Source organism: Pedobacter sp. KBS0701 (assembly GCF_005938645.2).
Lineage (GTDB): Bacteria > Bacteroidota > Bacteroidia > Sphingobacteriales > Sphingobacteriaceae > Pedobacter.
Map to the genome: position 1 here is coordinate 3,444,100 of NZ_CP042171.1, position 22,758 is coordinate 3,466,857.

A 22,758-nucleotide genomic window follows, 5' to 3' on the forward strand; every position below is an offset into this window, starting at 1 on the left:
TTTAACCGATCAATGCTGCTTGTCTAATCACTAATAGCCTTGGTTAGGTTTTTCTCAAAGCGCTTCAAAGCTGTCTTACGCATTAAATAATTGAAAGAAATAATACCCAAAAATGCGCAGCTTAATCCTGCTAATACATCAAGCGTATAATGATGACTGGTATAAACGGCCGAAAACCAGATGCCAAGCATTACTGTAAAAAAGAAAATATTAATTTTCCCCAAACGGTTTTTTAAACCATAATAAACAACAATAACGGGATATGATGAGTGCAACGATGGCATGGCCGCAAACACGTTAGAACCTTTACTGTATATTCCCTTAAAGAGTGTAATATTAAAATAGTGATCGAACCGGGCTAAACCCGCAGTATTCCCAGCTGTTTTGGCGATAAAGTCAAAACCATGTTCCTGCACATACCAGGGTGGTGCAGCCGGAAAAGCGTAATAAACTACAAAACCCAACAGGTTTACCCAAACAAAGGTGAGCGAGAACCGAACAAATTGTTCTTTGTTTTTAAAGAACAGGTAAGTAGCAAAAGCCAGTGGAACCGGTACCCACATGAGGTAGAATAGCCCGGTAAGTACATCTAAAAACGAGGTGCTGTTCAGTTTCCAATATTCGTTTGGTGTAAGTTTTAAACCGCTATGGTTAATACCAAAAATACTTTTCTCCAGATCGTATAAATCTTTAATATGGACGGTATTGAACAGGTAATTCGGAAAGGCCTTCATGTAATCAAAAAGGATCCAATAAACAATGAAGATCGAAAAACCGAGAATGAAACGCCTTGTCCCTGCAGAAATATAAAACAGGCTGTTAAAAATAAAAATCAGCACCAGCTGATCGGTTTTAAAGCCGACCAGTAATACTGATAACAATAGATATCCAACAGATACAGCAACTGTCAGATAAATATTCCGAAGATTATAAAAACTGTTTTTAAGCAAAATTTCTTGCTGCATATTATTTTTTATCAAAATTAGACCTAAAAATATGGTCCCAAAAAGTCCAGCTTACCCCATAACCTTTTGTCGAATCGGAATAATGGTGAAGCATGTGGTGTTGCTTTAGCTGTTTCCAGAAGCCGCTTTTAAAATTGGCATGGTGAAGTGCGTAATGCACCATATCGTAAAAGAGATAACCGATCATAAACCCTGAGAAAAACGGATAAACGGTGGTTGCGGGTAATATCCAATCGAAGAGAAAGTAAAAACCTAAGGCCATCGGGATACTGGCTGAAGGTGGCATCACCAATCTTTTGGCATCATTGGGGTAATCGTGGTGTACTCCATGAAAAATAAAATGGATTTTCTTGCCCCATTCTACATCTGGTTCGAAATGAAAAACATAGCGGTGCAGAATGTATTCAGTGATGGTCCAGATGGCTAAGCCCAACAAAAACCAGCCTGCAAAATTTAAAACAGGCATCTGTATTTCTGCCAATGCTTTCCAAAAAAGAAAACCGATAACGGGTACATATACCACCAAAGGCACATAAAATTGTACTTTTGAGAGGCTTTCTAAAAAGTCGTTTTTAAACATCCTGATGGATGATTTCGAATTTGAAACAAAATTCTTTTTCATTTGGTAATTTTTTTTTAAAACTGGTCTTCAACTCAGTTTATGTGTAATCGTCATCCTGAACTTGTTTCAGGATCTTTTCGTCAAACCACTTGTCATTCTGAACGTAGTGAAGAATCTTTTATATCCAATGCTTTATCCTTAAAGATTCTTCGTTTCACTCAGAATGACAATCAACGCTACCAGAAAAACGCCCAACGCTACACCTTAATCCTTTCAACTAATACTTTTGAAGGCTCTGAAGCATCAAAACCTTTTATCTCTACATATTTTACATTCGGAAACCAAAATGTACCACCCTCAATTCGAAGGAATATTCGCTCCAACTGCATTTTTTTATTGTTAATCGTTGCAAAAACATGGTATTTTTTGTCTGCACCCGATTTATTCAGATACATTGGTAATTTTTTGTGCGAGGTAAAACGCAGTTCGAACTGTCCGTTACCCAGATTTTTGCTGATAATGCCATAGGCAAATTTCCGCTGGATATAACTCAGTTCCTTCTTCTCTCCTTTGTCTCCGTAACGCATCCAAAACACGTTTACAGGTTGATCTTTATTCACTACTCCATGTTTGTCTACATTTAACTGGCAAATAATGGTATTGGTATTCGGGTCGCGCTGTAGATAAAAAAGTTGGTTACTGATGTCTTTAGGCGTTGGAAAAGTAATCGGCGAAGGGTCGCTTCCCTGTGCATTTGCATTAAAAGAAAGCATACCACCTAAACTCGTCATCAAAACCAGTCCCGCAATTAATGCCGCCTTTTTATTTCCTTTTCTTTCATTAAATTCTTGTGCCTCAAGGCCTTTTTTGGCTTCCTGCAACCGTTTAACAGCGGTGATATTGGTCAATAAAGCCATTATGGTAATTGGCATGGTAAAAATCGACATCGTTTCAAAAACATGGAAGGATATGCCCGGCACATAAATTTTATAATCGCCACCGATAAAGTGACCAGCAATACCACAGGCAATGGCAAAAACACCGATGGTGACCACGCGTTCTGGCCGCTGCATTAAACCACCTTTACATTCCACACCTAACCCCTCGGCCCTTGCACGGGTATAACTCACCATCATTGAACCGATGAGCGCAATAAAAGCAAATAGCGAACTTAAAAAATAATGATGCGCCACCAGGTAATAACAGATACCCAAAAACATGATCATTTCACTGTAGCGGTCGAGTACCGAATCGTACAAGGCGCCAAATTTGGAACTCATGTTCCCTAAACGGGCCACCTGCCCATCAAGCATATCGAATAAACCTGCAAAAAGTACCAATGCACCTCCCCAACCAATGTACGACATCTCGCCACGGTTTGATTTTTCGGCACCAAGTACAAAAATGACGGCCACACCGATATTCAGGATCAAACCAATTGTGGTGACGGCATTAGGTGTTAAGCCAATTTTAATCAAGCCTTTAACAAAAGGATTGATCACTTTATAAATGCCCTGTTGAAGGCTGTCCCTTAATTTCTTTTCCATTGCATTTTTATTAAAAATCAAATTTTACCCTTGCCCTTATTCCCCATTCCGAAACTTCCGGATGGTTGAGGTAATTGAAGCGTTTTACCAGATCGACCCTTAACAGCTTGAAGATATTGCCCACCCCAACACTACCTTCCATATAAGGATCATTACCCAATGCATAAGTCCGCTGTGCACCATTTTCGTAAACAGGAAGTTGATATAAACCAGATTGAAAATTTGGATTGTTCTCGTCCCTCAATCCGCCATATAAAGCCTTAAACGATACCACCTCCCTTAATTTCAAGCGTTTAAGCAAAGGCACTTTATTAAAAAAGAAACCGTTAAAATTATGATCGATATTGATACTTACGTAATGATCGCTCACAAACTCAAGAAAGTTCATCAGGTTGTATGAGTTGAGCTGATAGGCATAAGTTTGGTTGGCACGATGTATATCCAATAAAGGGAAAGGCACTTTTCCGGCAATGTAACTGCCCTCTACCGTTACATCACTATAACCCAGCTGTGATAAATAAAAACGTTTATCAATGCTTCCCAACAGGTTATGATAATTGTATTCGCCACCCAAAACACCCTTTAAACCAGCAGTATAACGTAAATTAAATACCGGGTAGCGGTCGGCAATGGGTACACGGTATATTTTTCCCTGGTAAAACTTCTCGTTCGGGGCGTATCTTAACTGTAGCGAGACTTCGCTTGTGGTTAACCTGTTTATCAACTGATTATTTGAATTTAAATAATTCAATCCGCCGGCTGGTGTCTGGCTCCATTTTTTAAAACCCAGGTTATAAGAAAAGTGATTTTCGAACTCTTTTACATAATCCAGGCGGTAAAAATCGTTATACAGCAACATATCATTTACCCCCCTTTTAAAGGAAAGTAAAAAATTATCTTCCTGCACAAACTGAAGCTCTTGTCCGGGGATTTTAGTATCGCGCTGAAAACTGGCCCTGATGTAGTTTTGAGGAAACTCGTAGATCGATTTATTATTCAGTGAATAAGTTCCGGAAAGAAAAAACTTCCATTTCTCATCTTTAATGCCGTAGGCTAAGTAATTTTCGAAATAATAACGTTTACTTAGTTCAGGTGTTGTTCGGCCTCCAAACCGCAGTCTTAAACCCTCTACATTGTTAAAACTGTAAAAAGTATTTACCGGACCAATTTCGTAAGGACCTAGATTCTGATAACCTGCAAATAAAAGGGTTACGATTTTCATCGTGCGTTTAAAAGATGGCAGATTCTGCAGGGTATCAATATTGCCATAAATCTTCAACTGATTTTTTGAAATGGTATCCAGTCTGTTTTTCTCCCAAAACTTATCATCTTTTTTCCCTGCATCTGCCAGCACAACCGTACTTTTTCCTTGAAAAACGGAATCAGGCAATACGGTATCGAACTGGTAATTTTTGAAAGTAACCGTACGTTCGCCGGTAAAGCCTATTCCTTTGGTTTTGCCGATACCGAAATCGGCCAATAGATTGCTTTTGCTTAAGCTGTATTTGCCTTTATTGTTGGCTTCAAAATCAAGATCGACTTTGAGTGCACGTACAAAGTTGAGGTTAATGTTTTTGTTGACGCCAAATGAAGCGCCGGTAACAGCATAATGACTATCATTGGTGACATAAATTTTCCCCTGGAATAACATATCATTTGTATTGCGGGGGGTAAAAGACAGCTCAATAACCTGTGGTTTTTGATTTTTTAACGTATCGGTGATAAAAAACTTATAAAAAGCAGGTGCACCATCTGCAATCGGGCTTAAAAACTCGTTACTGATCACCGAAATATTGTTTTTATAGATATCGATATCCTGATACATCCTGTCGAAATAAGTTTTCATTCCTTTATTATCGATGTACCTGCTATCGAAGTTTACCTGCTTTTCGGCAATAACAATAGTTTTATTCTTTTCAGGATCTTTACTGAGGTAATGATCGGCCAGTTTTTCCTGAATATATACCGGTAACAGGTTTTTTCCGCCAATTAAGGTAGAATCCTGTTCCTGAAACAGAAACTGATAATTCCTGAACATTCTTTTGCTCTTAAACTTATCCGAAACATTGCTTAAGGAAAACAGCATCTTCTCATACTCCCTGAAAGAAGCAGTATTATAACTCTTAATGCGGTTTTCTTCTTTATGGGCAATTACCTGGCGGATCAATTCTACAGCCGGATTATCTTTGTTGCGGTACCTCACCTTTTTCCCGCCCACAATAACCACTTCGTCCAAAGCCCTTGCATCGGGTACTAAGGCTACGTCAAATTCCTGCGTAGCAGAGGGCACAATATTTTTGAAAACGGTTCGGTAACCTACGTAGTTGAAACTGATTTCACCTTGTGGGTTAGGCGAAAAGAGTGTATATTTTCCATTTACATCGGTCTGTGTACCAATTTGGGTATCTTTAAAGAAAACGGAAACATTGGGCAGCGTTTCTTTGGTTACGGCATCGCGCACGGTTCCAGACACCACGGTTCTTTGAGCAAAAACATTTACCTGCAAAATAAAACCTGGGATCAGGAATAAAAAAAATGAATAAATCGCTTTCATTTAACTTGTAAAAATAAACTGCCTTTGCATGATATAATTGTAGCTGATGCCGGTTAAAACCGAGCTTAGCACTTTAGCGAGTACGTAATTGAGATTAAAAAAATGGGTAAAAATAAATACCCCGGCAGTAACGATGGCCAGATTGCCGGCCCACACCAAAATATACCTGAACGCCTGCCACTTCACCTCCTTGGACCGGCTTTGAAAAACCCATTTGCGGTTAACGTAAAAATTAACCACACCGCCCGAAATGGTGCCGATGATGCTTGCTGCCAGGTACCACAGTCCAAAAAGATTTACCGCAACGATAGTGATACCAAAATCGGTTGCAGAAGCCATTAAGGATGATGCCTGTGCTTTTAGGTAGGTAAGCATGTCTTAAAAAAAATCGAAAACCACTACCAGTTGGAGGAGCATATTTGCGTAAATGCCTGCCAGTATATCGTCGGCCATTACGCCCCAACCGCCTGGCAGTTCTTCCAGTTTGCGGATATAAAAGGGTTTCAGAATATCAAAGAACCTAAAAAGAACAAGCCCAATAAGGGTATACTGCCATTGTAAAGGCACAAATAACAGGGTAATGCACATGCCCGCCACTTCATCAATCACTACCCTGTTATGGTCTTTACCCCAAATTTCTTCTACCCGGTCGGCACTCATGATCCCGATCATCACAATGAACATGGTAGACAGTATTGGCCATAAATATGGGTTAGTATAAGGGCTCTGGAAAAGGTGCCAGCAGATACAGGTTGCTATAGCAGCATAAGTACCGGCACCCTTGCCAATGAAGCCAATGCCCAGGGCCGTTGAAAGAAATTTGTGGATAAACACTATACGGTTTCTATCAGTTCTTCTTCGTAATCCTGACCTAAATGGGTAATCAACTCTTCGCCCATGATGTAACGTAAGGTATTCTGAAGTTTCATTAACTGTTTGAAAATGTCGTTTTCTGCAGGTACACCTGGGATCGTTTGTGGCGATTTTAAGTAGAATGATAACCACTCCTGGATACCCGATAGATTTGAGCGTTTAGCCAGATCGATAAACAAAGCAAGATCCAATACAATCGGTGCAGCTAAAATTGAGTCGCGGCAAAGGAAATTGATTTTGATCTGCATTTTGTAACCCAACCAACCGAAAATATCGATGTTATCCCAGCTTTCTTTGTTATCACCGTGAGGCGGATAATAGTTGATCCTGATTTTGTGGTACATATCGCCATACAAATCCGGGTTAACTTCTGGTTTGAAAATATCTTCCAGTACACCCAGTTTAGATACTTCTTTGGTTTTAAAGTTATCCGGATCGTCTAACACCAAACCATCCCGGTTGCCTAAAATATTATCTGAGAACCAACCATTTACACCTAATGAACGTGCAGCTAAACCTGGTGCCAAAATGGTTTTCATTAAGGTTTGACCGGTTTTGAAATCTTTACCTGCAATTGGGGTATCGGTTTCTTTAGCCAGTTCGATCAATGCAGGAATATCAACCGTTAAGTTTGGTGCACCATTAGCGAATGGAATGCCCAATTTTAATGCAGCATAGGCGTAAATCATACTTGGCGCAATACGCAAATCGTTATCTCTTAAACCTTGCTCAAATGCAGCAAGCGATTCGTGCACTTCTGATGGTTCGAAATAAATTTCGGTAGAACCACACCAAACCAATACAATACGGTCGCAGTTGTTTGCGGCCTTGAAGTTTTTAATATCTTCCATTACGGCTAAAGCCAGTTCGTAACGGTTATCGATGTCTTTTACATATTTACCATCCAGGTTTTTTACGTAGTTTCTGTCGAAAGCAGCACGCATTGGTTTAATGGCCTGCAACTCTTCACGCACATCGCGCAAAAGGTTGGCATCCAGTACACGGGCGTTTAACGCAGCTTCGTAAACATTATCTTCGTACACATCCCAACCACCGAAAACTAAATCTTCCAGATTGGCTAAAGGCACAAAATCTTTAATTTTTGGCTCTTTTTTTTCTGTTCTTTTACCCAAACGGATCGTCCCCATCTGCGTCAACGAACCGATCGGTTTTGAGATGCCTTTTTTAATTGCAGCAACTCCGGCGATCATGGTTGTAGCTACAGCGCCAAGTCCTGGCATTAATATTCCCAGCTTACCTTCAGCTGCTTTTACTTGTTGTTTCATTCTGTTTTTTATTTAAAATCTTATAACCAATTGTTTTTACGGTACCAGTTGATGGTTTCGTTTAGTCCCTGCTCCAGTCCGAATCTGGGAACAAAACCAAAATCTTTCTGAATATTATTAATATCGCAGTTCCAGTTAAGGGCCGTGAGCTCTTTTATCTTATCTACATTTAAGGCGGGTATTTTATTAAATACGCCATACAGATATTCCATCGACCAGGCCAAACCTTTAATCAACGGTACAGGTACATTTACCTTTATTGTTTTTTTGCCTAAGGCCTTACTTACATAATGAGCAAGTGATGAGCGCTTGTAAACTGCCCCATCAGAAATGTTATAACTTTTACCCGCCACAGCAGAAGCAAGCGCTTTAATAATGATATCGGCCAGATCGGTAGCATATACAAAACTGAGTTCCTGTTCCTGCTTGCCGATGTAAAGCTCCAGCCCGGCTTTAATGATTTTGATCAGTATGAAAATGTCTTTCTCCCGTGGGCCATAAACCGCAGTGGGCCTGAATATGATCAGGGGCAGATTGGAAACCTGCGCCAGATAAGTTTCTGCTAATGCTTTGCTGATGCCATACTGGGTCACCGGATTGGATGCACTTTTTTCCGTCAGTTTATCGTTTTTTTGCTTTAAAGGACCCAAAGCCGCCAGACTACTGATAAATATAAATTTCTCTATCGCATGTGTTGATTTCGAAGCAGCTACAGCTAAATTTCTGGTATATGTTGCGTTGATCCTATTGTAATCGCCTAAATTCTTAGCCTTGGTTACTGCAGCGGCATGCACGATATAATCGTATTTTTTCTCTTCGATATTTTCTTTTAGTAAGTAGATCGATTCGAAATCGAGATCCACATAATTGAGCTCAAAATCTTTAAGGTGATCTGCATTCGTTGCTTGACGTACATTGGCATATACTTCCAGCCCATTGGCTAAAGCAGATTTAATCAGGTGGTACCCTACAAATCCTGTCGCCCCGGTAATCAACACCCGCTTTTTCATATCGCTTTCTCTAAAATCCTGTATTTGCGGTATAGTTTTCCGCCAATGTCTTCAATCGGTTTATTGATCAGGTCGTTATGATCCAAAGTCCAGCTCGCCTCCGCATATTTCATTTTTTTAGCTTCGAAATGTTTGATGATCCGGCCATATAAACAGGCTTCGATCCCCATTTTACGGTAACCATCAACCACACCAAGCAATAAAATACGGATGCCATCAATCTTCTTTTTATTAGCTAAAAGCTTGATCAAACCTGTAGGAAATAACCTACCACGTTTAATTTTGATCAAAATCTGGTTGATATCGGGAATGGCCAGTGCAAAACCCACAATTTTACCATGTTGTTCGGCCAGGATACAAAATTCAGGATCGAGGATCATTTTTAGGTCTTTTGCCGTATAATCGAATTCTTTGTCCGTCATCGGTACAAAGCCCAGGTTTTTGTCCCATGCTTTGTTGTATACCTCTCTTATCGCATTACATTCTTCCTTGAATTTCTTCATGTTAATTTTACGAAGAATGATATCGTTCCGTTTCAAACGGTCCTCTATCCTATCCATCAGCTTTACCGATCGGTCGCTGTAAGTACCAGCGATATACCGGTAAGCCCTTAAATCCACATTTTTCTGAAAACCCATTTGCTCCAAAAGCGGGAGGTAATATTGGGCGTTATATGGCATCATGGCTACAGGCGGACCGTCAAAACCCTCAATCAGCAAGCCACATACTTCGTTAGTAGAAAAATTAACCGGTCCTAAAACTTTGGTCAATCCCTTTTCTTTTAACCATTCCTGCGCTGCTTCAAAAAGCTGTTTAGCTGCCGAAACATCATTGATACAATCGAAAAAGCCAAAAAATCCGTCTTTCGATTCGTAGACTTTATTGTGGTTGGTATTGTTGATTGCTGCAATCCGTCCAATTACCTTGGCTCCATCATATAGCAAAAAAAGCTGAATTTCAGAATGTTCGTAAAAAGGATGTTTACCTGGAGTTAGCAGATCGCGCTGCGCAATAAAAAGTTCAGGAACGTAGTTTACATCACCTGCATAAAGTTCGTGCGGAAAATCTACAAATGCCGCCAATGCTTTTTTACCAGAAACCTTTACCAGTTCTCTCATGATTGGCTTCCTACTAGTTCTACGTTAACGGCCTTAAAAGCGGCACTTAATTGCTCAATTGCCGACTCAATCTGTTCGAAACTATGTGTGGCCATCAAAGAAAACCTGATCAAAGACGAATCGGAAGGCACAGCTGGCGAAACCACCGGATTAACGAAAACCCCGTTCTGCTGAAGGATATTAGTGATCATAAAGGTTTTGGTATTATCGCGGATGTAGATGGGTATAATCGGACTGTTGCTGTGCCCGATATCGAAACCTGCATTGAGCAAAAGTTTCTTCGCATATTCTGTATTGGCCCAAAGTTTATCAATCCGTTCAGGTTCCGATTCGATGATATCCAATGCAGAAATCACACTTGCCACGGCTGATGGCGGCATACTGGCACTAAACATCAACGAGCGTGCACGGTGTTTGATATATTCGATAGTCTCGGTACTGCCCGCAATAAAACCACCAAGAGAGGCAAGCGATTTGCTAAAAGTGCCCATAATCAGGTCTACATCTTCCGTAAGATTGAAATGTGATGCCGTGCCCGAGCCATTAAAGCCAATTACCCCGAGGCTATGTGCATCATCCATCATGATGTTGGCACCAAATTCATTGGCAATTTCTACCATTTCAGGAAGATTAACTAAATCGCCCTCCATGCTGAAAATACCATCTGAAACAATCAGTTTAGCGGCATCTTCAGGTAATCGGCTTAATTTGCGGCGAAGATCCTGCATATCATTATGCGCATATTTAATGGTACGGGCAAAAGCCAAACGGCTACCATCAATGATCGAAGCATGATCGTACTCATCAAGCAAAAGGTAGTCGTTACGATCTAGTAAACAAGATATTACCCCTAAGTTGACCTGAAAACCAGTACTAAAAAGCACCGCAGCCTCCTTGCCAACATAGTCGGCTAAACGGTTTTCCAGTTCCAGGTGAATATCGAGCGAACCATTTAAAAACCGCGAACCAGCACAACCTGTACCATATTTTTCGATGGCAGCTTTGGCGGCTTCTTTTATTTTGGGATGATTGGTGAGGCCTAAATAGGAATTTGAACCAAACATCAATACCTTTTTTCCATTGATCACCACCTCGGTATCCTGGGCAGATTCTATCGACCTGAAATAAGGATACAATCCTTTTTCCTTTATCATAGCTGCATCCTTAAAAGAGGCAATTCTATCTTGTAATTTTTTACGCATACTGAACGCTATTGTTCTTCAGTTTTTAAAACCCTGTTCTGAAAGTCTGGCCTGCGCTTCGATATTGCTATTGAAATCAGAATCGACTCCATAGATTAAAGCCGCATTAACCAAACGATTTGATAACACAATTTTAACGCGGAAATGAAGCCAAAAAAAGGTTCAAATGTGGGATATATTGGTCAAAAAGTTGGATCGGCAAATTGTGACATTCAGATGAATTGACCAATTGACATTCTGACTTTTATTATAAAATAGTAAAAAAGTTAAAAACCATCTAAAACACCCTATAAATCACATAAATAGCTGTTTTTTAGGAAAATACAAACAAAAAATTTATTAATCAAAAACATAAAAATCAATCAGAAATTAGTCATTTTAAAAAATTATACTTGCAAAAACGATCTTGAACATTACATTTGCGGGTACAAAATCCGGCAGATAAAGGGCGAAATCCATCCGAAAAAAGATGGCTGAAATTGGTGTGTAAAAGATGATCGTATCTGTTAAGAAATTATTAAAAAATACTGAACGATTTTATGCAGCAACCGTTACTCAATAAAACTTTTTCAGAAAAAAACCACGAGGAAGCGCTTTCATTAAATGATGGCCTGATGGCGAAAATCCACAATAGCAATGATCCTCACTATTGCAGTTCGGAACCTTTCCGCGTTTCGAGTTATGCCCTCATACTCATTACTAAAGGCAAGCTCAATATCAAGATCAATTTTGAAGATTACGTACTTAACCAAAGGGATATTTTACTGGTTTTGCCACATTCTGTTTATGAAATTACAGATAACAGCAGCGTTTCGTTTATCAGTATCCATTTTAATAAGAGCTACCTTAAAAATAAGGGGATATTTTTTAACAGCGGCGAAACATACCGGATGTCGAAAGATGTTCAATCACATAAATTTTCATTATCAAAAGAGGAATACACGTTTATCTATTACGATATGCTGGCACTCCACAAGAAGCTTAATGTTTCAAAAGATACGCCACAGATTAAAAACATTGTGCACAACAGCTTTTTGGAACTTCTTTACGATATTTTCCTCCTTAAAAACAAACAGAAAGATCCTAAACCTTTTGTACATAACAGCCGCACGGAATTAACCAACCGGTTTTTAGCATTGGTGTCAGAGAATTTTAAAAAGGAAAAAAGGGTGATATATTATGCCAACTGCCTGCGGATTACGCCGAGGCATTTATCGCAGGTGGTGAAACAAGTTACAGACAGGACGGCCGGAGAAATTATTGATGAAATGGTAATCAGGGAAGCCAAATTACTATTAACCAGCCACGTAATGAATATCTCGGAAGTTGCGATAGAATTGTGTTTTAGCAATTCTTCATTTTTCGGCAAATATTTTAAAAAACAGACAGGGGTTACCCCTTCTGAGTATAAAATGTCGAATAATATTGCGGTATAGATTAGTTGAACCGTCATTTCGATTGAAGCAAACCTATTTAAGGATTTGTTTTTATTTACTTTATGGTTTGCCGCTTGTTTCACAGGTTTCATCGGTAGCGAAATGGAGAAATCTTTCGATATAGCTTTCTATACTCCTCGGCGCCAATATCAATGACATTATTCTAAAAAATCGGCGTCATCTCGACCGGAGCAACGCGTAGTGGAGAGATCTTTGGCTATATTAAAAGAATTCTCCACTACGGTCGAGATGATGACTTAAATGAAATTGGACAGGAAGACGGAAGTCTTAATCTATTCCTTTTTTTGGAAAGCAGGGATAGTGGTGCTTCGGCTGCCCTGGTCCCGCCCTTTGCTTTATCCCGATAGAAGGAATCGGGGATAACGCTGCCGGTCGGGTTTATTTCACCCATAATAGCAGTACTATTTATGCCCCTTAAACCCGATCAAAGCGGGATGCCGAATTCCTTCAAATTGGCAGAAGCGGAAGCGGGACTGACCCCATCCAAATGCTCCTGCAATTGCTTTTCAGAAAATAAATGTTAGCTCCTGTTAAATTTTACAACAAATATTACATAGTCTTTTGCTGCCAAGTTGAGTTTAATGGATCGCTTTTACTAATGCGTTGAAATGGTCTTCGACTACGCTCAGACTGACATAGGAAATAATTTTATTTAATTTTTAAATAGTCTCTTAATCTTAAGGATTTATACTAGTCATTTTTTTACCTGCTATATCCTCCCATCTATAAAAGTGAAAGGTTTTATCATCACTCATCGCTACGAGCAAACCGTGTTTAAAATCTTTATTTAATGGGACGGAAACCACATCGATGCCATCTGTTTGATTAGCTGAATACTTTATGGTGGTTAACAGCGGGTGTGGCTGAGCAGTATTGGCTTTAGCCACCCTATCGTACACTTTTAACTGCCTGGCACCCTGATCAGATACCAGAATATACCCTCTATTTCCTGAAGTTTTATAAATAGCGATGCCTTCATTGTCAACAGCAAAATCACCCTGTCCGAATAGTGCCAATTCTTTATTTCCTTTGGCGGGGTCTGCATAATACTTGCGCACACCTACCTGCTCATCACAATAATAAACAAAACCCAGTTCGTTATCAACGGCAATGGCCTCGATTTCTTTTTTGCCACTATACAGGCCGAATTTCCGCACTAAATCTGCTTTAATATTGCCTTTTCCATCATCAGCCAATAAATATTGCCAAAGATAACCTCCGTTTTTAGGCCCTGTTTTACGACCAACGATTGCATAAATTTTTCCAGCAGGGTCGGTATACATCGAAATCCCCATCAAATCGCGGTACTCTGCCGCTGTTTCACCTACAAAAACCGGAATTCCGCCATTGTCGATTGCTTTCATATCGGGAAGAGAAAATATCCGCAGTTTATGCGTGTAACGTTCTGTTGTAACCGCAATATCTGTCTTTTTCCCAGCCAACTGTAAACCATAGGCGATATCAACGTTATTTGGTCGCTTTAAGCCTTTTATGGTTTTTGATTTGATGATTTTACCTTTCAGATCGAAAACATACAAGCCACCACTACTATCTTTATCGGTACCGATTACCAATGACTGTGCCGGATCTTTCTGGTTTACCCAGATCGCAGGATCGTCGGTATCAAAATCAACAGGATCGGATACGTATAAGGGTTTTATTACTGCACTACTTCCGTTTTGTATGCCTCCATTACAAGAAATGGTCAGGCTTAAAACCGCAAAAGCGGCAAATTTTAATATACTATTATGTTTCATTTTATATTTTAGTTCCGTATGCACCAACAAATGTTGATGGTGAAGGTGAGCTATAGGTGATACCATTTTTCATTGTAATTCCGGCCTGGTGATGGCGGATAAAATTAGTGATGCCTTTACCCAAAGCCGGTGAGTTGCCTTGCAGGTGAAAATCCCATGCCGTATTGAAATCCGCATTGGTAACTGCTGTGTTTAGAGGATAGTTCACAAATTTAGGATCATTAGCCCCTGCAACATTGCTGATCAGATCGTTTTTACCACCCACAATATCGCCGGTTGGCTGAAACTGATTTACAGTCGCCTGATCGAAGCCATAATACCAGTTATTGCTATAAGCAGAACGGCTATCTTCAGGCTTTTTTGGATCTCTTTTCACACCAAAACGGGTATTGGCGAAAAGATTATTATACAGATCGGCACGCACTGTGCTCTCCAGCCAGATCGATCCGCCTTTTGCAGTTGGTCTTCTCCAGCCCGTATTCACCATGGTATTGTTATAGGCAATAATATAAGCTTGTGGTGTTTTATCACCGGTGTTAGATAATTTTAAGGCATTGGTATTGGTGCTATAAACCAAATTATAGGCTATATCCGCCAAACAGCCCGATTTAAAGTTCATAGCTTCTCCTCCTGTTACGCCTGTAGTATAAAACACATTATTGGCAAAAATAATCTTTCCACCTTCAATGTAAGTACAATCTTCCTGGAGGTTTCTGAATATACTATTTTGAACCACTAATTTGCCATTAGCATTGGCAAACCAGAGTGCAGGTAAGTTTTCTCCGGCTTTTGCTTTATAAAGTCCCATTTTAACCGATGTTGAAGCATCTGAAGTAGTTGATCCGGCATATTCAAGAATTACATGATCAAGCACCAGTTCCTCGCATGTTGGGCCAGCCAAAATACCGCCCCAAAGCTTTCCGAATTTTTTTGATGAGGTTTTATAAAATTCATTTACCGTAAACTTAATCGGATTTTCTGCAGTTCCAAGTGCATACAGATTGCCTTTTATAACAATTTCTGGTTTCGCAACCGTATCCATCAGCACCGTCACCCCCTCTTCAATTGTTAGCGTTTTACCTTCGGGGATTATAATATCGCCTTTGATTACCTGCGTACTGCCTTTTGCCCAAACCCCGAAAACCTCACCAATTGCCGAGCCATCAACGGCAGTGGTATCAACATCTATATTGGCTTTTTCACATCCTGCCAAGGCCAGCACAACAAGGATTAATAATTTAAAAATCTGTTTTGATTTCATGTCTTTGTTTCTTTAAATGCTATTAATTAAATTTATACCTAAAGCCAATAAGATAATTCTGGCCATAATAATCGCTTCTGATCAAGGTGTTTCCATTTTTAACCAAATCTTCTTTGATATCGTTATTTGCCGGGTTTGTACCTTTTATAAATAGTTTTGTTGGTGTATTTAAAATGTTGTTGGCTTTTACAAAAACACTAATCCCACCTTTAAAACGCTTCTCTGCAGATGCATCCACCTGTACAAATCCTTCCTGCCACAAATCGTTATTTAAGAATTGTGAAACGGTATTGATGCGCGGTCCCGTATAGGCACCGGCAACCTGAGCATCCCAGCCTTTTTTGGTGTCTTTAAACAATATGGAAAGGTTAGCAATATGCGCAGACTGACCATAAAGCGGACGTTCCTGGTTTACATTGGCAGGCTCGGTATCTCCGGTAGCGCTATTAATAACCCTGGTGGTTTTGGTGGTGTTGATGCGAGAATGGGTATAGGTATAATTGGCCTTTACACCTATTTTACTGAAATATTTGATGTAATCTACCTCTGCTCCATAGTTATTGGCCGTACCAAAGTTTCCCGGACTATAATAAATATCCTGACCGCGAACGGCATCGGCCTGAAAGGTATATTCAATTGGATTTTTTATCCTTTTGTAGAACGCACCAACCAATAGTTGCTCGGAAGCGCCAGGAAAAAGCTCGTACCTTAAATCGAAATTATCAGCCAGTGCACGTTGAAGATTAGGATTACCACGTTCCTGGAATTCTTCATTTACAACTTTTCCGGGAACAATTTCGTAAAAACCCGGACGGTTAAGTGCTTTGTAATAAGAAGCATGTAACTGCGCTTTTTCTGTTAAAAAGTATTTTGCAGTTAAACTCGGTAATACATCGGTATAAATCTGGTTTCCTTTTGGAAAAGATTCTCCTGCCGGAAAAAGAAGATTATAACCCTGGTTGGTATGTTCTACTCTTGCACCACCAATGACTTCTAACTTAGCTGAAGTATATTTAAACATGCCATAACCAGAAGTGGTTTGCTCAGTTGCATCGTAGGTAAGGGAATTGGCTACTGCACCTGTTGGATTGCTTACTACCAGATTCAGGTCGGTATAATTTTGGAAATTTACACCATAAATATCATTTGCATGATCTGCTCCCTGAGCCATATTGTAATTATTAAAGAAGCTGCTTCTTTGTTTATCGCGGTATAAACCTCCTGCCATAATATCCAGCTTATGGTCTCCTAATAAAACATGGTAAGTCAGATCAAGATAACCAGCTAAGTCTTCGTCGGTATTGCGTTCCCATCTGCGCGTAACCGGATTGGTATTGACCAAATTGGTACGTTTGCGTTGAAAATTCTGCTCCAACCCATTCAAACTGATACTGGTATTTTCGGGTACATCGTTTTTCGCCGAAGAATAAACAGCCGACCATTGCACCTTAAATTTATCATCAAAAAATTTATGGTCGCCATGCAGCGTAGAATTGTAAATCTGCTGCTTCGTTAAACGGCTACGGGTATCAAAAACCAACTGTGCATTTCCTACTACAGGATCATAATCCTTGTTATAAGTTGTGGTTACGGCATCTCTAACCTGTTGATTTTTCAAATTAACGTATACATTATAAAAACTGATCTGATGGTCTTTGTTAAAAACATAATCAATTTTCCCGTGCAAACCGGTACGCTGCTGTTGTTCAGAAAACTCACGGTAACTTTTACTGGTAATTGTAGCATAAGCATCTGTACCAACAACCGAATTATTGTAGAAAGTACTATTGCTTCCGCGGTAGGTATTCTGATAACTACCTGCCAGTACTACACCGAGTTTATTATCCAAAAAGCGTTTACTTAAAGATAAACTTCCGATTAAATTAGGTGCAGGATTTTTATATTTATAATCGAGTGTTCCCTTGCTAAAATCGTTTTGTGTAGCATTGTAATTTTTTCCGTTTACTTCATACGGTGATTTATAATTAATATCTGAAGCGTTGTAACTGGTAAACTTACGATCGAAAAACAACTGACTGTAACCAGTAGAAATGTTGGCATTCACCTGTAACTGACCAGGTGCATTTTTCATCACCATATTAATCGCGCCGCCAATCGCATCACCCTCTAAATTTGGCGTAAGGGTTTTGTACACCTCTAAACGATCGAGTAAATCAGCAGGGAAAAGATCCAGCGGAACATAACGGTATTTATTATCCGGACTCGGGATTTTAACGCCATTTACCAAAGTATAATTATAGCGTTTATCCATTCCCCTTAATATGGCGTACTGTCCATCCCCATTACTATTGCGCTCTATAGATACCCCCGAAATGCGTTGCATCACATTTGCCACCGTTAAATCTGGTGAAATTTCAATGGCCTTCCCTGATACGATATTCATTAACTGCGGGGCATTTTTTTCTAAACGTCTGGCCCCCTGATCGGTAGAACTCACGGCATTTGACTTAATGGTGATATCGTCAAGGCTTTTCGAATCGCTCTCCATGTAGAACTTTAAGTGATCGTTATCTTCTTTCAATATCACTAAAGTTTTTTCGATGGTTCTGTAGGTAATGTAGCTTACACTAATTTTGGCAGCACCCACTTTTACATCCTTAAATTCGAAGGTACCGTCCAATCCGGTATTCGTTACACGCCTTGGGTTTTCTAAAACCACTGTTGCACCTACAATGGCTTCTCCAGTTTGCTTATCGTAAACGTGGCCTTTCAGTTTTGTGGCATGAGCAGTGCCTGCACAAAAAAGAAGTAAAAACAGAATTTGTAATAATTTATTCATTGTGTTTGGTCATGTCTTTTTTATAATCGACGAAACAAAGGTGTATACACCGGATTACACAAAGAAATTATCGAGGTTACATAAAGGCAACAGCGTTACAATATGCATAGATCAAAAGGCAACATAAAAACACAAAATATTGATTATAAACAAATTAAACACATCTCAATACGCCGTTATGTTTGTATTACCGTTACATTAACAAATTGTTAAGCTGCAAAAATCGCTAAGAACAGGCCGTAGATTACAGCAGATGTAACGGTTATAATGCCTGGATAAATGCTGATAAGTTATCGCCTTGTGCCAGATTCAGCTTTTTCCTTAGCCTATATCTCGATACCCTTAAGCTATCGGTAGATATACCGAGTAAAGTTGCAATATCAGCTGAATCGAGATTCATTTTCAATAATGCAATCAGGCGCATATCGGCCGAGGTAAGCTCATGGCTATATTTTTTTAGGCTTTCGAGAAATTGATGGTGAACTTGTTCGAAAGCCAGCGTAAATTCCTTCCAGTTGCGTTCATGGTTAAAACTCTGATTAATCTCGGCCAGAATCTGGTTCATCTGCTTTTTCTGATCCCGTTTATCCTCTTTCACCATCGCTTGTAAGGTACTTCTTAGATTTTCTAAAAATTGGTTATGCTTAATCAGATTTAAAGTATGGGTAGATAGCTCCCTGCTTTTAACCTCCAGCAATTGTTTCAGATTTTGTTCTTCAAGTTGAAGATTTTTGAGCTCGAGACTGGTCATGCCGTGCTCTATGGCCTTCTGCCTCGCCAGCATCTGTTGATCTCTTAATTTTAAACGTTGCCTGCTGAAAATAACAAAACCCAAAACAACCAATAATATCACCACAATGGTGGCAGAAAAAGCAATAATCCTGTTCATCTTCCGGTCGTTTTTCAGTTTATTAATCTCCTCAGATTTTTTATTAATATCGTAAAGCACCTGTAAAAAGGCCACCTGCCGGGCCCCATCTTCCGAATACAGATCAATAGTGTACTTATACCCAAGTTTTACATAGTGGTAGGCGCTGTCCATATTGTTTAACAGTTCATAAGCTTTGCCCAAATCTCTGCAGCAGGAACTCAACTGATAAATATTACCCATCTTTTGGGCCAGTTTCAAGGCAGTTTCAGTTTGCTCAATACTTTCTTTATACCGGCCGGTTTTACGCAGGATATCACCTAGATTATTAATTACCTCAATACTTCCCAAATTATTATGATCTTCCTGATAGAGATTTAACGACTGTTTAAAATGCACATAAGCAGAATCGTAATGTTCCAGGTCTTCATATATGCTGCCCAGGTTTTCGTGTATTTTTGCAGCTTCACTTTTATCGTTAACTTTTTCACTAATTTTTAAGGCCAGTTTTTGATAGTAAAATGCACTGTCGTAAAGTTGTCTTTTCTCGTACAACTGCCCGATGTTACCCAGAACGGTTACCTGTCCGGTTAAGTTATTCGATTTTTTATAAATGCCAAGAGCATTACTATAGCTATGCATGGCCTTGTCTTTCTGCTTCATATAATAGTAGAGCACCCCGGCATCGTTAAGATTAGCGGCCAATAAAAGCGATTGACTGGCATTACCGAATATTTTATCTGCTTTTAAGAAGAATTCTAAAGATTGACTAAAATGGCCTTGTGTATAACAAATCTTGCCCATCTGCTGCAAACATTTGCCCTCTAAAAGTTCATCGTTATCGTCGATGGCTTTAGCATATATTTTTTTTAATTGAGCCAGGGCTGCAGTCGGATCTTTTTGATTTAGCGTAATAATCGATTCGAATCTGTCGCCCCGGGCGTAAGTATTCGTAATGAAGAATAGAAAAAATATAAGAACACAAATGGGTTTGGTCATGTTAAAATCAATTATATCAGACAATTCCGGACAAAGAAAGAGCACCCATGTTAACTTAAGGTTAAGTTGAAGAATTAAGTGATGAATGTTAAATCCAATTTCAAATCGGATTTTAAGCGATATTTTTGTAATTCAGAATAAAAATCAATGTTAATGAATCTCCTCAAGAAGCTGTATCATAAATGTAATTCAATCCAATTTGTCACGTTGAGCCTGTAGAAATGCCTTGTAAGACATTTAAAACAGGTCCTTCGACAAGCTCAGGATGACAATTCTATATTTTTGAGAAAGCTTCATCCGCTTAAGGGATAAGAATAAAACATGGAGGGATTCGGCGAAATAAAGTACCGGTGTTCAATAAACCCGACCGACAGCGTTATTCCGATTTTAGGATGATTTGTATTTTGAGCGTATTTTTATCGGGATTAAGCAAAGGGCGGGGCTGATGTAACCGAAGCACTACAGGTACTGCTTTTCTAAAAGATAGAATTATTGAAATTATATTCATGAAAATCCCTTTTTATAGAGTTTTACCCTCCATTAACTGTTTTCGTGTCAGATGGGAACATCAGAAACCACAGGTAACCATCGTATGGATGATACGGCCTCTTTTTAAAAACATCTCCGATTCATTTAATTCTGCCTTATCTCACTGCAAAGCTCATTAATCAGTTATGCAGCAAACAACTTCACTTGCCAATAACCAGTTAAACAATTAACCTGTTAACCCCTAACAAATGAACTAATGACTAATGACTAATGAACCAACACTACAGCGGATAAGCGGTTTCACTTTTTGGCTCTGAAAGTACAAAGTAGCTCTGAACGGTTGTAATATTGGGGAGTGTAGCCAGTTTATTCCGTAAAAATTCATGATAGGCATCCATATCTTTAGTTGCAATACGGAGAATAAAATCATGAGCCCCGGTCATTTGAAGGCATTCCATTACTTCCCCGAATTTAGAAACTTCGGTTTCGAATTCGATCAGGGTTTTAGCAGTATGCTCTTTCAGTAATACATGTGAAAAAGCAATCAGGTTTCTATTTATTTTTTTCCGATCAAGAATCGCCACAATTCTTTTGATATAACCTTGTTCTTTTAATCTCCTGATGCGTTCGTGTATGGTTGCTATAGACTTGTGCAGCTTTAAAGATATCTCTTTATGGGTCAATGCGGCATCATGCTGCAGCAATTTTAATATTTCGATGTCAACCTGATCTAAATCTCCGTGTATCATGTTCGCTGATGAATGAAAAAAAATATAATGGACATTAAAAAATTCAGCTTAAACTGAAATAAAAACTAATAATAGACCAAAAAAACAGAAAATTTATGTAAAAAACAACTTGTATTGACACAAATAAGAATAATACGGAGTTTTACCGAAATTTTAATAATCAAAGTTGCTTTATCTGATTGATTTAAAAAATAGCCATGAATACCTTAACAGCAAATGAAATGATTTCTACAAAACAAGGGAAATTCGAACATTTATCGCTTCTGGTTGGTAATACACCAATGTTGGAGCTTACTTATACTTACCAGGGAAGTACAGGTAAAATTTATGTTAAATGTGAGCATTATAACCTAACAGGCAGTATTAAGGACAGGATGGCGCTTTACACCTTGAAAAAAGCTTATGCTGAAGGCAAAATCAAAGCCGGAGATCGTATTGTTGAGGCTACCAGCGGTAACACCGGCATTGCATTTGCAGCAATAGGCAAAGCCTTAGGTCATCCGGTAACCATCATTATGCCCAACTGGTTGAGCAAAGAGCGCATGGATATTATTAAAAGTTTAGGTGCTGAAATTATTCTGGTGAGCAAAGAAGAAGGTGGATTTATCGGTAGCATTAAACTTGCAGAAGAGATGGCTGCAAACAATCCGGATATCTTTTTACCAAAACAGTTCGAAAATATTGCCAATCCAGAAGCACACGAACATACCACAGGTAAGGAAATCTGGGGGCAATTGCAATTGAAAAATCTATCGCCCGATGCTTTTGTTGCCGGAGTAGGCACTGGAGGAACCATCATGGGCGTAGGTAATTTTTTAAGAAAGCAAAACGCTGAGATTAAAATACACCCACTTGAACCTGCAGAATCACCTACTTTAACTACGGGTTATAAAGTAGGCAGCCACAGAATCCAGGGCATTTCTGATGAGTTCATTCCAGAAATTGTTAAACTGAGCGAACTGGATGAGGTGATACAGGTAAATGATGGCGATGCCATACTAATGGCACAAAAACTAGCTGAGAAACTTGGTTTAGCGGTAGGCATATCATCAGGAGCCAATGTGATAGGTGCCATAAAACAACAGCAAAAAATGGGAATTGACAGCTGTGTAGTGACCATCTTTTCTGATAGCAACAAGAAATATTTAAGTACCGATCTCATGAAATTGGAACCAGTTAAAACAGGATACATTACCCCTGAAGTAGATTTTCTGGACTACCAGGCCTTTAGCAGATTACATTAATCAACATAACCAATAAA

Annotated in this window: 17 protein-coding genes; 2 read left to right on the forward strand and 15 right to left on the reverse strand. The window is 39.2% G+C overall.

Annotated elements, in window-relative coordinates; genetic code table 11:
• Positions 1 to 23: 23 nt before the first annotated feature.
• The 10 genes from FFJ24_RS13920 to FFJ24_RS13965 form a co-directional block, all read right to left on the reverse strand.
• Positions 24 to 965, reverse strand: coding sequence for a phosphatase PAP2 family protein (locus tag FFJ24_RS13920; protein ID WP_138822075.1), 942 nt, complete (start codon positions 963 to 965; stop codon positions 24 to 26).
• Position 966: 1 nt separating this feature from the next.
• Positions 967 to 1,587 (reverse strand): sterol desaturase family protein, encoded by a 621-nt coding sequence (locus tag FFJ24_RS13925; RefSeq protein WP_138822077.1) that lies wholly within the window; start codon positions 1,585 to 1,587, stop codon positions 967 to 969.
• Positions 1,588 to 1,784: 197 nt separating this feature from the next.
• A complete protein-coding gene (locus FFJ24_RS13930) occupies positions 1,785 to 3,074 on the reverse strand; it encodes a DUF4833 domain-containing protein (protein WP_138822079.1) in 1,290 nt (429 codons plus the stop codon).
• 10 nt (positions 3,075 to 3,084) lie between these two features.
• Entirely contained in the window at positions 3,085 to 5,628 is a 2,544-nt protein-coding gene (locus FFJ24_RS13935) for a DUF5686 and carboxypeptidase-like regulatory domain-containing protein (RefSeq protein WP_138822081.1), read from the reverse strand.
• Entirely contained in the window at positions 5,629 to 6,003 is a 375-nt protein-coding gene (locus tag FFJ24_RS13940; protein WP_138822083.1) for a GtrA family protein, read from the reverse strand.
• A 3-nt stretch (positions 6,004 to 6,006) separates the two neighbouring features.
• The gene (locus FFJ24_RS13945) at positions 6,007 to 6,462 is read right to left on the reverse strand and encodes a phosphatidylglycerophosphatase A (protein ID WP_246862616.1); all 456 of its coding nucleotides are present in this window, start codon (positions 6,460 to 6,462) and stop codon (positions 6,007 to 6,009) included.
• Entirely contained in the window at positions 6,462 to 7,787 is a 1,326-nt protein-coding gene (locus FFJ24_RS13950; RefSeq protein WP_138822085.1) for an inositol-3-phosphate synthase, read from the reverse strand. The genes FFJ24_RS13945 and FFJ24_RS13950 overlap by 1 nt, the downstream gene beginning before the upstream one ends.
• 20 nt (positions 7,788 to 7,807) lie before the next feature.
• Entirely contained in the window at positions 7,808 to 8,797 is a 990-nt protein-coding gene (locus tag FFJ24_RS13955; protein ID WP_138822087.1) for an NAD(P)-dependent oxidoreductase, read from the reverse strand.
• On the reverse strand, positions 8,794 to 9,915 hold the full coding sequence (locus FFJ24_RS13960; RefSeq protein ID WP_138822089.1) for a hypothetical protein: 1,122 nt from the start codon (positions 9,913 to 9,915) through the stop codon (positions 8,794 to 8,796). Before FFJ24_RS13960 ends, FFJ24_RS13955 begins: the two co-directional genes overlap by 4 nt.
• Positions 9,912 to 11,117: a pyridoxal phosphate-dependent aminotransferase family protein gene (locus FFJ24_RS13965; protein ID WP_138822091.1), complete on the reverse strand. Its 1,206-nt coding sequence runs from the start codon at positions 11,115 to 11,117 to the stop codon at positions 9,912 to 9,914. Before FFJ24_RS13965 ends, FFJ24_RS13960 begins: the two co-directional genes overlap by 4 nt.
• Positions 11,118 to 11,656: 539 nt before the next feature.
• Here FFJ24_RS13965 and FFJ24_RS13970 point away from each other — a divergent pair.
• A complete protein-coding gene (locus FFJ24_RS13970) occupies positions 11,657 to 12,553 on the forward strand; it encodes a helix-turn-helix transcriptional regulator (RefSeq protein WP_138822093.1) in 897 nt (298 codons plus the stop codon).
• Between the two features lie 698 nt (positions 12,554 to 13,251).
• Here the strand turns inward: FFJ24_RS13970 and FFJ24_RS13975 are convergent.
• The 5 genes from FFJ24_RS13975 to FFJ24_RS13995 all read right to left on the reverse strand — a co-directional run bounded on the left by FFJ24_RS13975 (position 13,252) and on the right by FFJ24_RS13995 (position 21,497).
• Positions 13,252 to 14,331, reverse strand: coding sequence for a phytase (locus FFJ24_RS13975; protein WP_138822095.1), 1,080 nt, complete (start codon positions 14,329 to 14,331; stop codon positions 13,252 to 13,254).
• Between the two features lies 1 nt (position 14,332).
• Positions 14,333 to 15,592 (reverse strand): right-handed parallel beta-helix repeat-containing protein, encoded by a 1,260-nt coding sequence (locus FFJ24_RS13980; protein WP_138822097.1) that lies wholly within the window; start codon positions 15,590 to 15,592, stop codon positions 14,333 to 14,335.
• Between the two features lie 22 nt (positions 15,593 to 15,614).
• Positions 15,615 to 18,392 (reverse strand): TonB-dependent receptor, encoded by a 2,778-nt coding sequence (locus FFJ24_RS13985; protein ID WP_138822099.1) that lies wholly within the window; start codon positions 18,390 to 18,392, stop codon positions 15,615 to 15,617.
• A gap of 262 nt (positions 18,393 to 18,654) precedes the next feature.
• Entirely contained in the window at positions 18,655 to 20,259 is a 1,605-nt protein-coding gene (locus FFJ24_RS13990; protein WP_138822101.1) for a tetratricopeptide repeat protein, read from the reverse strand.
• A gap of 770 nt (positions 20,260 to 21,029) precedes the next feature.
• On the reverse strand, positions 21,030 to 21,497 hold the full coding sequence (locus tag FFJ24_RS13995) for an Lrp/AsnC family transcriptional regulator (RefSeq protein ID WP_121286955.1): 468 nt from the start codon (positions 21,495 to 21,497) through the stop codon (positions 21,030 to 21,032).
• Between the two features lie 197 nt (positions 21,498 to 21,694).
• On the opposite strand from FFJ24_RS13995, the gene FFJ24_RS14000 reads away from it, so the two are divergent.
• On the forward strand, positions 21,695 to 22,741 hold the full coding sequence (locus FFJ24_RS14000; protein WP_138822103.1) for a PLP-dependent cysteine synthase family protein: 1,047 nt from the start codon (positions 21,695 to 21,697) through the stop codon (positions 22,739 to 22,741).
• Positions 22,742 to 22,758 lie beyond the last annotated feature (17 nt).